At 59.5% G+C, this 14,725-nt stretch carries 12 protein-coding genes; 5 read left to right on the plus strand and 7 right to left on the minus strand.

The genetic code is table 11. The annotated features are described in order from the left end of the window. Window positions 1-213: 213 nt before the first annotated feature. From NLM31_RS06115 to NLM31_RS06130, 4 genes are all read right to left on the minus strand, one after another. Window positions 214-435 carry a hypothetical protein gene (locus NLM31_RS06115; RefSeq protein WP_254191782.1) on the minus strand — a complete coding sequence of 74 codons (222 nt, stop codon included), beginning with the start codon at window positions 433-435 and terminating at the stop codon, window positions 214-216. After that, window positions 432-1,211 carry an IS21-like element helper ATPase IstB gene (istB, locus tag NLM31_RS06120; RefSeq protein WP_254191783.1) on the minus strand — a complete coding sequence of 260 codons (780 nt, stop codon included), beginning with the start codon at window positions 1,209-1,211 and terminating at the stop codon, window positions 432-434. Before istB ends, NLM31_RS06115 begins: the two co-directional genes overlap by 4 nt. Further along, window positions 1,201-2,739, minus strand: a complete 1,539-nt coding sequence (gene istA, locus NLM31_RS06125; RefSeq protein WP_254191784.1) for an IS21 family transposase — start codon at window positions 2,737-2,739, stop codon at window positions 1,201-1,203. The genes istB and istA overlap by 11 nt, the downstream gene beginning before the upstream one ends. Before the next feature lie 1,113 nt (window positions 2,740-3,852). Further along, window positions 3,853-5,060, minus strand: a protein-coding gene (locus NLM31_RS06130) for an IS3 family transposase (RefSeq protein ID WP_375167532.1) whose coding sequence is annotated in 2 segments (ribosomal slippage) — window positions 3,853-4,814 and window positions 4,814-5,060 — 1,209 coding nt in all. Because the reading frame shifts where the segments join, the coding sequence is not laid out codon by codon here. 301 nt (window positions 5,061-5,361) lie between these two features. Here NLM31_RS06130 and NLM31_RS06135 point away from each other — a divergent pair. Further along, entirely contained in the window at window positions 5,362-5,601 is a 240-nt protein-coding gene (locus NLM31_RS06135) for a hypothetical protein (protein ID WP_254128462.1), read from the plus strand. A gap of 826 nt (window positions 5,602-6,427) precedes the next feature. Continuing rightward, complete coding sequence (locus NLM31_RS06140) at window positions 6,428-7,924, plus strand: methyl-accepting chemotaxis protein (protein ID WP_254128463.1); 1,497 nt, start codon at window positions 6,428-6,430, stop codon at window positions 7,922-7,924. Window positions 7,925-8,275: 351 nt separating this feature from the next. Here NLM31_RS06140 and NLM31_RS06145 read toward each other — a convergent pair whose 3' ends face one another. Together NLM31_RS06145 and NLM31_RS06150 are read right to left on the minus strand one after the other, a co-directional pair. Further along, on the minus strand, window positions 8,276-8,716 hold the full coding sequence (locus NLM31_RS06145; RefSeq protein ID WP_254191785.1) for a VirK family protein: 441 nt from the start codon (window positions 8,714-8,716) through the stop codon (window positions 8,276-8,278). 250 nt (window positions 8,717-8,966) lie between these two features. Beyond that, on the minus strand, window positions 8,967-10,397 hold the full coding sequence (locus NLM31_RS06150; protein WP_254128465.1) for an IS701 family transposase: 1,431 nt from the start codon (window positions 10,395-10,397) through the stop codon (window positions 8,967-8,969). Window positions 10,398-10,559: 162 nt separating this feature from the next. Here NLM31_RS06150 and NLM31_RS06155 point away from each other — a divergent pair, with 162 nt between their 5' ends. Continuing rightward, complete coding sequence (locus NLM31_RS06155) at window positions 10,560-11,900, plus strand: IS1182 family transposase (RefSeq protein ID WP_254191786.1); 1,341 nt, start codon at window positions 10,560-10,562, stop codon at window positions 11,898-11,900. 302 nt (window positions 11,901-12,202) lie between these two features. Here NLM31_RS06155 and NLM31_RS06160 read toward each other — a convergent pair whose 3' ends face one another. Continuing rightward, entirely contained in the window at window positions 12,203-12,562 is a 360-nt protein-coding gene (locus NLM31_RS06160; RefSeq protein ID WP_254191787.1) for a hypothetical protein, read from the minus strand. On the opposite strand from NLM31_RS06160, the gene NLM31_RS06165 reads away from it, so the two are divergent. Together NLM31_RS06165 and NLM31_RS06170 are read left to right on the plus strand one after the other, a co-directional pair. Beyond that, window positions 12,561-13,085, plus strand: coding sequence for a hypothetical protein (locus NLM31_RS06165; RefSeq protein WP_254191788.1), 525 nt, complete (start codon window positions 12,561-12,563; stop codon window positions 13,083-13,085). The two genes, NLM31_RS06160 and NLM31_RS06165, sit on opposite strands and share 2 nt — an antisense overlap. A 552-nt stretch (window positions 13,086-13,637) precedes the next feature. Beyond that, the gene (locus tag NLM31_RS06170; protein ID WP_254191789.1) at window positions 13,638-14,669 is read left to right on the plus strand and encodes a LacI family DNA-binding transcriptional regulator; all 1,032 of its coding nucleotides are present in this window, start codon (window positions 13,638-13,640) and stop codon (window positions 14,667-14,669) included. The last annotated feature ends 56 nt before the right edge of the window (window positions 14,670-14,725 follow it).

Consider the following 14,725-nt stretch of genomic DNA (forward strand, 5'->3'; position numbering starts at 1 on the left):
TCTCAAAACGAGGAATCCACGAACACCCTTCCAGTTCCGTGCCGGCTTCATGGAATCGGTCGTCTAGCGCGCGAACGAAAGAAGATGCTGCCGATCTGTTGGTGACTTTCTAAATCCGCACAAAAATGACGACAAGAATGGGCGGTAGGATGGTGAGGGAACTAAAAAGGCGGCCCGCAAAGGCCGCCGCCGAGTGTCGCAGTGGTGTGTGTTTCAGAAGGAGTATGGTTGCTCTTCGTCGTCGCGGTGATCGGCCGGCGCTTGTTGCTCCTGGATGAGTTCCTGGATCTTGAGGCAGTAGTGCGACCAGATGTTGTCGGATAGATCCTTGAGGAGCTCGTGGACAGCGAGCGCCTGCTCCGGGGTCCATTCGGGATTGATGAGGAAGCTGATCCCGAAGTTGAGGCCGGATGGTTGATGGTGGTTTCTGGTCATGCAACGTGCTCCTTCTCGTTGGTGCTGGCGGGCCGGCTTCGATGCTGTGTGCTCTGGGCCTCGGCGCGTTCCAGAGCTTCCTTGAGGCGGTAGGATTCGCCGTCGATGGAGATCACCTCGGATCGGTGCACGAGGCGGTCGACCAGGCTGACGACACATGCGGCATTTGGGAAGACCTCCGTCCATGCGGCGAAGGGCTTGTTGGTGGTCACGATTGTGGAGCGGGCCTGATAGCGCCGGCTGACGAGTTCGAACAGCAGGTCTGCGTGACGGTTCGAGTAGGATAGATATCCCACCTCGTCGATCGCCAGAACGTCGGCGGCGGCGTAGTGATGGAGCCTTCGGCGCAAAGCGGTATCGCTGTCGAGGGCGGCAAGCTCGCCGAGCATTTCGCTGGCCGATCGGAACAAGACCGAGTGACCGGCGATGAGCGCCTGGTAGGCGATATTCTGCGCGAGGGTCGACTTTCCGACGCCGTTTGGTCCGACGAAGACGATGTTGGTTGCGTCGTTCATGAAGGACAGCGACATCAATTGCTCCACTGCGGCGCGGTCGAGGCGCCTGGACCAGAGCCAGTCGTAATCGGCCATCGGTTTGAAGTGACCGATCCTGGCGTCGCGCAGGCGTCGCTGCAGCGAGCGCCGGGCACGTTCCTCCTCCTCCCATTGCAGCATGGGGGCCAGCCATGGGGCGCCGGCGATTTCGTCCCAGTGTTCGACCAGGCCGTTGAGGCGCAGCGCCTTGGCGCGGTTCAGCAGGGCATCATCAGTGCTCATCGTCGTTATCTCCAGAAGGGGTCAGTTGGTCGTAGCTGTCGAGGCGGTGCGGCCGGACCGTTGTATCCTTGCGCCGCACATGTTCGGGCAGGCTGGTTTCGACGGGCGGCGGTTCACCACGCTCAAGGCGCCGACGTTCGAGTGCGGCGCGGACCGTCGCCGCATGGACGGAGCCCGCACGCAAAGCGTCCTCGACCGCAGCCTGCAATTCCGTTGCGCCGTAGCGATCGAGCAGCCGCAGCAGCGCGGTCGTGAGCGCACCGATGTTGGCGCCACGTTCGGCGGCCCTGATCATCAGGGTCTGACAGACCGGCACGGCTCGGGTGAGGCTGTTGAGGCCGCGATGCTGGCGCGCCTCACGCTTGATCTCGACGAGATCCTTCAGGTGTCGTCGGTCTTCGATCTCTTGGCCACGATCATAGCTGCGACGGTGACTGGCGATCATTTGCGCGCCGTCGAAGATCCGGACCTGGCTGAGATCGGCCCGCACGCTCAGCATGCGCCGAACATGGGTATGGGGAACCGTGTAGTCGTTCAGGTCGAACCGCACATAGGGCGTTTTGCCGACCTTCACGGCGACCTGCTCCTCAACGGGATACGGGTTGGCGGGCAGCGGCAGAAGCAGTGGTTGCTCCTTTGCGAACGCCTGGCGTACTGTCATCTCGCGATCCTCCGGACATGGTCGGTCCGCCGCTTCGGATCGGCACCATTGTTCGGCCTGGGCATTCAGGTCGTCGAGATCGGTGAACTTGCGGGCGATGAAGAATGCCTCCCGGATATGCCGTATAGCGCGCTCGACACGGCCTTTTTCGTTGCCCCGGGCAACCGCGACAGGACGCGGCTCGAACCGATAATGGCCGGCGAAGGCAAGCAGCGTGGGATGGAATCGGATCGCATCACCCTGGCGCTCGAGCACCGCGCTCTTAAGATTGTCGTAGAGCAGGACCCGGGGCAGCCCACACCATGTGTTGAACGCGCCGATGTGGCCGCGCAGGAAGTTTTCCATGCGCGCATCGAGGAAGAAGCGCAGGTAGATGTCGCGCGAGTACGACAGCACCATGACGAACGCCATCAGCGGACGGCGGGCGCGACCGATCTCGATGTGACCGAAGTGCCCCCAATCCACCTGCCCTTGTTCAGACGGCAACGTGCGCAGCCGCAGGAACGCCTCGGCTGGCTTGCGTGGACGGTGCAAAGCGATCAGGTGCCGGAAGTAGCTGGGCGACCCGCGGTAGCCGCGCTCACGCATCATCGCATACAGGCGGCTGGCCGTGAGTGCGGGGAACTGCTCCAGCGTCTTCAGGACGATCGGCAGATAGGGCTCGATCTTCGTGGGGCGCAATATCGGCCTATTCCTGGGCAGTCCGGCCTGGGTCAGGACGCGATGCACGGTCGTGTGATGAACCCGCAACTGCTTCGCAATGGTGCCGCAGCGCCATTTCTCGACGTGATACAGACGCAGAATCTGCGCTTCCAATTCAGGGGTAACGGTCATCGGTCGGGTCTCGGCCTCCATAGGGGTGAGCATGACGAGGCCTCCGGCGACGCACGAAGCCGGTACGAAGGAACAGCGACAACCGACAGCCGCAGAACCGACAGCTCGGCATGGGCATGATCGATGTCGTCGCTCGCTCGCCGACGTCAGTAGGTGCAACAACGACATCGTCCGCAGGCCGGCGCAGTAGTGAACCGACAGGCCATGCGGGTGGAGAGTGATGCGTCACGTTATTGTGCCGCGCCCGGTATCGTCGGGCGCGGGTCGCATGCGCCAGGCGTCCGCGGCGGCTGCGCTGATAACGCCGTCCCGCCTCGCGCAGGCTCTCGCGGCGGGCAGCACGGGCGCAGTCATGGCCGCTATAGCGTTGTCCCCGGTCGCAGTTGCGGCAGATCGTTACCTGCGAACGGCAGCGGCCGCACAGAAAGAAGCGGCCCGTGAGCATCCGCGGCGGTCCTTTCGGAGCGCCGCCGGAGGTTGGTGGAAAAGGTCGACGGAATGCGCTGACAGTGCGATAGTGCAGGCCGCGCACCGTCCGTGGGGCGTGACATCGAGCCCCACTTGCCAGTTGAGATCGGTGTTACGCCGGTTTTGTTTCTGCGGCGCTGATTACCCGCAGATCTACCATAAGGCAGGCGCAAAGCGGGGTACGTCGAAAGGAGCCTCAGGGCGCCCGGAGACGTGCCCCGCGTCTTTTATTCCTCAACTCAGACGCTGGTCGTCGCCGCAAAGGCGTCCGCCCGCTTCGGCGCGATTGGTGAGCGCGCGTGCGGACGCCTTCGCTCTACCGCCGTCGTACCTCGTCGTCATTCTTGCGCGGTTTTAGAAAGTCACCAACACCGATCGGGTGTGCCTAATCGAGTATCGATCCAAAGACTGTGATGCACGTGCGGAGATGAAGCCATCGCCCTACGAACTGCCCCTTGATCACTGATATCAAGACCGAAGCATTCGGGAACGACGGCGGGTTTCACTTCAAAAAATCGAACGGCCCAGAGAATAGATCTCGTTTGCTTGATTCAAGAAATCACGCAATGCTGGTGGTCAAGAGATGGAAGAAAGCAAGACTGAAGTGGACCCTATGCTGAGGACCACTGGGTCTGGTTTTTTAAGTGGAGCTGCTGCCGTTCGTTCTTCCCAGTGACTTTACGCTACTCTTGCCTGCTGCTGTTGTGGCTGTGGGGATGTGGGCAACGCGCAGCGTTGTCCAAGCTTCTCGCTTGCGAGAAGCGTCATATCCACAGCCTGTGCGCCGGTGACACCGGCCCGCCAGACCGCCATCGGCGCGCGGTTTTCCAGCGCCTGATGAGGGCGCTGGAAATTGTAAAATTCGATCCATCGGGCGATTCCGGCTTTGGCCTCGGGGCCATCCGAATACCCCTTGAGATAGATGTCCTCGTATTTGAGCGAGCGCCACAGCCGCTCGATGAACACGTTGTCCATCCAGCGCCCACGACCGTCCATCGAGATCCTGACGCCGGTGGCGGCCAGCGTGCCGGTGAAGGCGGCGCTGGTGAACTGGCTGCCCTGGTCGGTATTGAAGATCTCCGGCCGGCCGAAGCGCGCCAAGGCCTCTTCGAGCGCAGACACGCAGAACGATGTGTCCATCGTGTTCGACAGCCGCCAGGCCAGCACCGCACGGCTCGCCCAATCGATGATCGCCACCAGATACAGAAAGCCCTGGCCGATCGGCAGATAGGTGATATCGGCCGCCCACACTTGATTCGGTCGGTCGATCACCATATGGCGCAGGAGATACGGGAAGATCTTGTGTCCCGGCGCCGGCTTTGTGGTTCTGGGCTTTGGTCCCAGCGCCGCGATGCCCATCTTGCGCATCAACCGCTGCACGCGCTTGCGATTGATGCGACAGCCTTCGCTATTGAGCATCGCCGTCATCCGCCGCGAGCCCAAGAACGGCCAGGCCGTGAACAGCTCGTCGATCCGCCGCATCAGCTCAAGGTCGTTGTCCTTGGCCGGCCGCGGCGGCCGATACACGCTCGATCGCGCAACGCTCAGCAGTTGGCATTGCCGGCGGATCGATAGACCCGCATGATCGCGCTGAAGCAATCCTCGGCGATCCGGCGCGCTCATCTTCCGGACCTCCTGGCTAAGAAATCCCGCTCGACCGTCAATTGTCCGATCTTGGCGTGGAGCTTCTCGACCTCCAGTTCGTGGGCCGCCTCGCCATCCCGACCAGCGCCCGCGTCGAACGCTCGAATCGCTTGATCCTGAAACTGTTTCTTCCAGGCATAAATCTGGTTCACATGCACCTGGTAGCGCTGCGCCAGATCCGTCACCGTTGATTGTTCTCGCAGCGCCTCCAAGGCGATCTTTGCCTTCAGCGCCGAATCGATTGTCCGTCTCGTCTTCTTCGTGGTCCGCTCCGTTTATCAAAACGGAACGGCATCCGCACCACCTAAGCCGCCGGTCCAAAATCCGGGGTCCACTTCAGGGCGAGCGGGACCCGGCCCACCGCTCGCTTAGCGAAGCGCGACTTGGAAATGGAGAAAGGAGTTCGAAAAGTGACGAAATGTATGCTGGTTGCCGGACGTTTCTCCGATGCGGCGTGCGCTCCAACAGGCCAAACGTTTCGCTGAAAGATCTCTTGCTGCTGCTCGAAATCAAATAGGACATGGGCCTTCATAAGTGACAACGATGATCGATGAAGACCTGGCTCGAATTCGGGCTCATCGCAACAACATGCACCGATGCAGACGCGTGCTAGAAACAAGACTGTCGGATGTAGAACGCGAGTTCATCGAAAGACGACTTGCAGAGGAGCAGGCCGCGCTCCACTCTCTTGCTGCCAAAACCTTCCCGCTTACATTTTCATTTCCGAAAGAACCGAACGCCTTCCCGAAACTTCAGGGCGGGCAAGGTTGCGATCGTGCGTAAGTATTAAGTATTGAACCCAATTCGGACTGTGTTCCAGCAACATCGGACCGGGAGGCCGGCGGTCAAATAAATAGGGCAGGTCGGTGCGCATTTCGAACAGCCGGACACCGTGTTGAAGTGCGACGGGCCGCAGTCGCGCTTTATCCGCTTGCTCGGTTTGGGGCCGCTGTTCATTGCGACCCAATGCTGTTTAGGAAGCCTGTCCAACTCGTTGCGCAGGTTGCGATCGCCTTTGTGATGTCGCGCTTGATGTTCTGACCAGCAGTCGCGATGGTTTGCGCCTTCAGTCGCGCCCGGGCCTCGGTGCGGGGGCGGACGTTCGATGTGGCAATGCTGAAGACGGCGTTCGCGGCACTGGCTGATGGACGGCGATGATGATTCGCATTCGTTCAAACGCGCGCGCGGGTAATGTGTCCCGAGTAGCTGTAAGAGTCTCACTCGCAGATCGAACGAGCGATGGCGCGCGGGCACTCTTGACGTAACGCCCGCGTTATTCGACGCGCCACTTGCTTCTTTGTGCGAGCATCACCGCAGAGTCGTGGAGACGCACGCGCGGATTCGCATCGCTTTGCACGGCGTCGGAGCTGCCCGCTCAATAGCTCCGATATACCTCGGTATAGGCCAATATACGCGGGTATGTGCGCACTACGCGTAAAGGATGCGTAGGCGTTGATCGCCGCATGTCGCCGAACGAGCAACAGACAAATTCGTCCAGAGTCATCAACGCGTCGACCGCGGACAGTGCGAAGTGTTGGCATTTAGCCGCGCATCAATTTTGATCGCTTCCCAAGCCCTTTGTGCTTTTGATTTCGTCATGAGGGTTCGCATGGAGAAAAACGATCTGAACGGACAGGTCGTCCAGCACCGAAAGAGAGTTTTAATCGAGATTCGATACAACCACTTGACTTGGGTTCATTCGCATTTGGGGGCTTCGATGTGGCTTAGTCGAATATCAAATCTCGCGCTGGCGTTGTCTGTCCCGGCAGCAACCGTCGCTGCCAATGCGGACGCGTTGTCAATTCACTTCTGGAGCGGGCTGCTTGTCGGTGGATCAATGTTGGCTATTTCCTTCGCGACATCGACGCGAGGGAAGACCGCAGCACCAACCTTAGACGATGTGATGGCCATTAACGCCTTTGAGTCCATCAAGGATGGTATCGCAGTTTTCGACTCCGACAAGTGCGTCCTGAGCAACAATGCTGCAGCTCACATTCTTGGGTTTTCCAATAGGAAAGAGATGCGAGGGCTGGCGCTCGCGGATATTTCGGTTGATCCGCAGCCGAATGGTAAGAGCGTTGCGCAGATGTTTGAAGAGACCAATAAAATCGTCATGCAATCAGGCCATGTCGCGATCGAGTGGTGGCTTCGCCGTAAGGATCAGACCCCTATTCCGATCAGGACAAGTCTTGTGGTGTCTCAATTCGAGGGCCGCCCGATAGTCGTGTGTGGTTGGCAGGACATAACTGACCTGGTCCGCATGCGCGAGGAGCGGTTGAGCCTAGCTAAGAAGTTTGAAAACGACGTGTCGCGGGTTGTCGATGTTCTGGCCGGCTCCATGCGGCACATGCAAGCAGTCTCATTGGCAATTACGGCCTCCACGGACGATGTCTGTCTTCGTACTGAAGGTATAGCCGCGATGGTGAAAAAGACGGAAGAAAACTCGAATGCCGTGTCGTCAGCTGCGCAGGAATTCTCGGCCTCAATCTCGGAGATCGGCAGGCAAGTTTCGACCGCGGCGGACACTTCGCAGGCTGCCCGGGATAAGACGGTGCACGCCGAAGCAACGCTAAGTGAGCTCGTTGCGTCGGTGACAAGGATCAGTAGTGTCGTCCAGCTCATCGAGGGAATAGCATCGCAAACCAATTTGCTGGCGCTTAATGCGACTATCGAGGCCGCGCGAGCTGGCGAATCGGGCAGAGGCTTTGCAGTGGTGGCGAGCGAAGTGAAGAATCTTGCTGCTCAGGCGGCAAACGCGACGAGCGAGGTCGATGTTCAGATACTTGCCATTCAGGAAAGGGCGAGACTGGCGGCGGCCGCAATGGTCGACACCGCTGAAATAATAGACAAGATGCGCGAGATCTCGAGCAGCATATCGGCGGCGATAGAACAGCAATCGATTGTTACGAATGACATCTCAGAGAGCATCACACACATCAGTGCTGATATGCGAGAGGCATCGCGAGATATTGACCGGCTGAATGATGCATCGCGCGCCTCCGGCTCATCGGCTGACCAAGTCGTCGACAACGTCCGAGAGTTGAACAACAATATCGGCTTGTTGCAGGGACAGGTGAGCGATTTTCTGATCAAAATACGAGCGTAGTGCGGTGCACGCTTCGCTTGTCAGTTTCACGAGATCGCGCTCCTGGCTGCTCGTCGATCAACGTCCAACTAGGAGGGACAGCCACGTGTGATCGGCCTCTATCGGATCCATGTATGCCCGAAAACACTATTTTGATGATATTGCGAGGCGAGGCTTGTTCTGAGCTCACGGTCGGCGGGTGATCGCGCCGACCCATTTTCTTTGTGTGGCGGCCCTGTGCCAGAACACGGCCGGAAACCAACTGGCCATCGCACGTTCGCGACTACCATGTTGGCTTCCGATGAAGTGTCCACACTGCCTTGATCAGCGGTGGCAAAAGCGCACCACGCATCGTGCGAGTATTTCTTTGGACTACCAGACGAACTTCGCGCCGTCCGGCAGTTCGCAGGCAAAATCACCCTGGTTCACGACCTCGGTCGCCCCGACCGCTAGCTTGGAGGCCCGCACGGTGAGCTTGCCTTCGCGGCTGAGGCTATGGCGAATGTATTCGGTAACCGGGTGTCCGGAGATGTCCACGGTTTGATGCGCATTGGCGAAGCTGATGCCGTGCTGGGCGCTCACCCTGAAGGCGCCAATAGTCAACCCGCCCTGCACGGCCGGTCCAGGCTTGCCGCCATCGACAGTGGTGCAGCGGCTGAGGTCCAGTATGAGCTTCACATCCTTGCCGCCCTGCAGGGCACTGAGCACTTCGGCGTATTTCGGCGAGGGCTCATCGGCCTTGGCGATCGTGCTCATGCTCGCAGCCACAAACACGGACAACAGGATCGGCAGGCGTCGGCCACTGAACTGCATATACTCTTCTCCTTCAAAACGACCACAGGTTGGGAACGCAGCACCTTGCCCGATGTCGTTCTCGCCAGCATCTCGGCGGATTCTAGACATAAGACTGGTCGCGCTCAGACAACAACATGTGACGCAAACGCACGCAAGCGGTTGAAGGCTAACCTAACGTCACAAACTCGCACGTAAGGTTTCTGAAGTGGTGTGACGACTTGTGACGTCCTCCGCGGGTTCTTCTGGTTCGGCTGTATCCCTTCTAGTCTTACTGCGTCACAAAAGAAGGCGCTGTTTGATCGGGCGAATGCAACAGGGACAGCGTGAGAGGGTGCGGACGATGGCAACGATCAGTCTTCGCCGCATCGTCGCAATCGAGTTCGGGATGTGACGTTCGGGTCGCAGCAGCGGAGCCTCTGGGTCGGTAACCGTTGGAAACCGCAAGTCTCTTGAACGGCCTGGTGGAACGAGATCCCGAGGGGGGAATCGTCTCCCTCTCGGAGACCAGGAATCCGTAGGCTGCGATGCACAGCGTAGCGTGGTGGTGGAAGCCACGCCAACCTCGCCCTTCGAAATGCCCGAGCCCGACCTCTTGTTTGAGATCCTGATAATCGCGCTCGATGCGCCAGCGCAGCTTGGTTAGATCGACTAGCCTTCCAAAAGTGATCGTTTCCGGCAACGTTGAAAGCCAGTATTTGGTCGGCTCGTCCTCACCTTCTGGCCATTCGATCAAAAGCCATTCTTCCGGTCGGCTTTCGGTGAGTTGGTAATCTCGATGCGCGACGCAAACGCGCGCGCGAGCGAAGCGCGACGATAGCCGCTCGGCCGCGCCCTCTCGCCACTTGATCGTGCGCCAGACCCGCTTAGGAAGGCAAAGAGCAAGCTCCTTGACCGAAATCGGTTGATGCTTGTGGTCGCGGCGCAGCAGCTTTGGTGGTCGCCCTTTGCCCGACCATTTTTTCGGCGGTAGCGGCGCCGTGTCGGATGTCCACACCGTGGTGTTTGGCAAGATACCAGCCACATAGGTCAACGCCAACGCGCTGATGCTGGTCCGCAGGTCCGTGTTGCAGCCATATCCGGCATCCATCAGCACCACGCCGCGAGGAAGCCCGGTTCTGCAGGCTGCTTCGATCTGTTCAAGCGCGATCTCTGGCTTGGTCTTAAAGCTGATCTCCTTGGGCACGCCCGCTTTGCGCCGACGTTTCTTATCTGCCGCCCATTCCTGCGGCAGATAGAGACGATACATCGCCGGCAGACTGGCGTGGTGATTGGCAAGCGACAGGGATACCGCGACTTGGCAGTTATCCTGCTTGCCGAGCTGCCCGCAATATTGACGCGCCACACCGACCGAGTGCGCTCCCTTCTTGGGAAAACCGGTGTCATCGATGATCCACGCTTCGATCGGTCCATGGCGCTCTATCGCCGGCAGTACCATCTCACCCACTTTGGCCAAAACACCCTCGTCAGACCAAGGCGATTGGCCGACGAAGTGCAGCAGCGACTGATGCTGCGCCGCCGTCCGATCAGGTGCCGTTACCGCTGCCATAGGCTCAACGCTTTTACGCTCCCCCGGCATGATTAAGCCGATGCAATAATCAAACAACGGCTGGGCCCGGTCCGCATGTCCGATCACACTCACAAGTTTCTCGACAAAAGCCGAAAATCGCGATTCACTGCCGCCTGATGTCCGGAGATCCATATCAGCCCCCGTTGCCGATGCCTGAATCTCAACAGGTAACTGATTCTCACAGGATCTCGCCCGCGATCTTTTGAATCAGACACTTTTCTGACTCAGTAGTACTAGGAGCCTGTCCGAGTAGTCCCTGTTCAATTGGGTGGGTTTCTGATTCTATTGGCGGCGATGAGCAAGTATTTTCGCCTCTGGAAGATTGATCAGCCGCAGCTTCTGCCGCCCAGCGTGCAGGATTTCGTACCAAGGGACCACTTGTCACGGTTCATCGTGGAACTGGTGCGGGAGAGCCTCGACCTCACCGAGATTAGCGGCAGCTACACGAGTGCGCTCGGCCAGCCGCCGTTCGATCCGCGCCTGATGGTGGGGCTGCTGCTCAACGGCTATGCGAGCGGCATCTACTCCTCCCGGCGCATCGCCAAGGCGTGCATCGAGCGCGCTGACTTCATGATGATCGCAGCCCTCGATGCGCCGGACTTCCGCACCATCTCCGAGTTCCGCAAGCGGCACCTCAACCAGCTGGCCGGGCTATTCGTGCAGGTGTTGAAGCTCGCCGAGAAGGCTGGGCTGGTACGGCTTGGGCATGTCGCGCTCGATGGCACCAAGATCAGGGCGAATGCGTCCAAACACAAGGCGATGAGCTATGGACACATGAAGAAGCGCCAAGCCGAACTGCAGGCCGAGGTCGATCGCTGGCTGGCCGCCGCCGAGGCCGCGGATGCCGAAGACGACAAGCTGCACGGCACCAAACGTGGCGACGAACTGCCCGACTGGGTCGCCGACAAGCAGAAGCGGATCGCCAGGATCGCTGCGGCCAAGGCTGAGCTGGAGGCGGAGGCCAAGGCCGCGGCCGACGAGGAGCGTCGCATCGAGGCCGAGAAGCAGAAGAGCCGCGAGGCTGAGGGTCGCAAGAAGACCGGCAAGCCCGCCGCGCCGCCATCCGACGAGCCTGCCGCAAAGGCACAGCGCAACTTCACCGATCCTGAAAGCCGCATTCTCAAAACCAAGGACGGCTTCATCCAGGGTTATAACGCGCAGGCGGCCGTCGATGGCAAAGCGCAGATCATCGTTGCACACGGGCTGACGCCGAGCACGAGCGACCATGGCCAACTGGTGCCGCTGGTCGATGGCATCGAAGCCAATCTCGGCCACAAGCCACAACAAGCTTCCGCCGACAGCGGCTATCTGAGCGAGGCCAATCTTGCGAGCCTCGAGCAGCGCGGGATCGACGGCTACATCGCCACCGGACGCGCCAAGCGCCCCACCGCCGACAACGGCAAGGTCGGCGGACCGCTGACACAGGCGATGAGAAAAAAGATTGCCGATGGCGGCTTCGACACCCCCTACCGGCTAAGAAAGCAGATCGTGGAGGCGGTGTTCGGACAGATCAAGCAGGCACGCGGCTTCCGCCAGTTCCTGTTGCGGGGCCTGGCCAACGTGCGTGCCGAATGGGCGATGATCTGCACCGCCCACAACCTCGTGAAGCTCGCTAACCTCGCAACGGCCGCATGAGCGGGATTCGTGTCGAAATGCGCCAACCAGAAAGCTATCTGGACGGGCTCCTAGACTAAAGGACGAATCGTAACGCAAAGAAGGCTCATCTAGAGGGTGAGTGGAAGCGTTTCAGGCGATTCATCAATCAGGATATGCGGCGACGGCTCGCGAGATTATTGGTTAGGTGGCCACGTAGACGTCGGTGCTGCGCGTTCCAAATCGAGGTCGTGACGGCGCATGGCCCAGTCCGCGTTGGGACGGAGAAACTCTAAGCTACTCGGCAAGCTGCGTCTGAAGCGCAGAGCTATTGTCTCTTGCTCTTACTGGCCAACAATCTGTTCTCCGCTCGCGGGATGTGCAGAAGGGCTTGAATCGAGCGTAGCGTCAAGTTGTAAGAAACGCGCGAAAACGTTGGCCATGAGACCTTCAAAATGACAAGACCGATCGACTGCGAGCAGGACCGCGGATTTCACGTCAGGGCTTGACTGGGCCAAGTCCGCGCGCTGGGTGGCCGCGTTCGTTTTCTCGTCTATAACTGCAGTTGCGCCGCATGCCACACAGGCTGCGCCCGCGACCGACAGTCTGAATTGGTCATCCAGTACCGAACCGAACGGCGCTTCCGCCGTCACCGCCAGGCAGTCGATCCTGCCGTTCTGGGACGCCTGGATCGGCGCCGACATGACGGTGGTGCGCCAGCCAGCCACGATGTCGGATTTTCTGGCGAAGAAGGCCGCTAATGGCGGAACCGTGCCGCAATCCTCCGGCAACGTCTGGGCTGTTGCGACCGCGCCCGGCGCAGGCATCATCTGGGACAAAGCGGTGTTGGAGGCGCGCGTCGATCCGGGCGCGGAGAGCAGCAAGATCGGCACCTCGCTCACCGGGTCGGTGCCGCTGCCCAACGTACACTCGCTGGCCTTGCAGATCGACTGCAACGTGCTTCAGCAGGGGAAGGTGTCGCGCTTCGGCATCGGCGGACAGGTAAGCAATTACGAGACCCATCAGTCGGCGAAAGTCACAATCGAAAAGATCGGCACTAGCTTTGTCGTCGGCCAGATCATGTCGACCACTGACGATAAATGGCTGCGCACCTTTGGCGCAGAGCAGAAGCTTTTCGAGGGCGTCACCATCGCGAGCTCAATCGGAGAAACCGCGCAAGGCACGACCAGCATGAGCTTGACCGCAGGATTCAAGACGAGCTGGTAAGGTGTCGACGAGTTTTTGGAGTGGCGACCTTTCCGAGGTCAGCGTGACGCCTTCATGTTCATCGATGAGCGCTTTTCGCTCAAGCGCGTAAAGTCAGAGTCCATACGTCGGACGCTCTATTTGTGCGCGACCGACAACAGCACGGGCACACTGGCGAATTCAATAATCATGGCTCTACATAGCTGCAGTGTTTGAAGTAGCCTCTGAGCCTGGTCAGCATTTCGGCAGCCGTTAAAAGGGTTGCCCCGCTATTGTCCACGCAGTCAATTGTGCATGGCCACTCTTTCAGCCGCCAGACCGACAGGTAGGCGACTGTTCTCGGCCACGAGTCACGCTATGCTCGTGCACTGTTCCGATGGCGAGCGCAGCCCTTAGCTGGCGGCGTGCCAACTTATATCCTTCTGGCTCGGATCGGCTAGTCGAAAGGCGCTGGCGTAGACGTGCGCACTTCGTTGAATGCAGCTTGATCTGTAGCTTTGAGATGCCAAAAAGAACTGTCTGTGTTTGTCATGGCATCTCAATTCACGGATGACACATCCGCTGGAGATAGCGATGAAACGGCCAACGATCGCCGACTTGGCGCAGGCAGCCGGCGTGAGTATGTCGACGGTAAACCGGCTCCTGCATGGTGGTGCCACGGTGCGCTCCGAAACCGTGGAGCACGTCGTGGAAACAGCGGAAAGAATCGGCTTTTACGGATTGGGCACGCTGCGCGAGCGCAGGAAGCCGCACCGGAATCTTGGATTTCTGATGCAGCGGTCGCATCGGCCGCTTTATCAGCTGTGGGCCGCACAAATCGTCGCTGCCGCAGCCCGGCGCACCGATACTGTTATCAAGGCGAATGTGCTCTTCGAGGACGACCTGGCCCCGGAAGCCGTCGCCACCAACCTCTTGAGCCTTGGGAAGGATAGCGACGCCGTCGCCGTCATCACCGCCGACCATCCACTGGTCAGTCAGGTGATCGACGAATTGCGGGCCACACGGGTTCCGGTCGTGGCCTATATCACCGACCTCTCCGCCGCGAGGCGTGGAGGCTTTGTGGGAACTGACAACTGGAAGGGCGGTCGAACGGCGGCCTGGTTCATCAGGCAGACGGTCCGCGAGCGAGGCAAGGTATTTCCCTTGATCGGCAGCCACCGCTATCAGTGCCAGAATATTTCAGACGCGAGTTTTCGCTCCTACATGCGCGAGCATGCCCCGGACTTCGACGTCAGCGACACATTGCTGGTTCATGAAGACCCCGGGAAGGCCCATGAAGTCATCCAAAAGTTGATCGATGAAAATCCGGACCTCATGGGCATCTTCGTCAATGATGGCGCCACTTCCGGTGTCTTAGGTGCGATGCGCGAGCTGTCTCCCGAACGACAGCGGAAAATCCGGATCGTCTGCCGCGACCTAGGACCTGAGACGCGCAAGGGCCTGAGCGAAGGACTGATTACCGCGTCCATATGCCATCCCTTCGACAAGATGCCGCAGGAGCTGATCGATGTGATGCTGCGCTTGGTCGAATGTCCAGACACGCCGTCAATCGAGCAACGACTCGTTCCGTTCGAGATCCTTACGCCGGAAAGCATATGGACATAATGAAGTAGGTATTGCCCGATTGCTGCTGAGGAAATCCATGAGCGGAGGCGAACAAG

Source organism: Bradyrhizobium sp. CCGUVB4N, from assembly GCF_024199945.1.
In the GTDB taxonomy this organism is placed as follows: Bacteria; Pseudomonadota; Alphaproteobacteria; order Rhizobiales; family Xanthobacteraceae; genus Bradyrhizobium.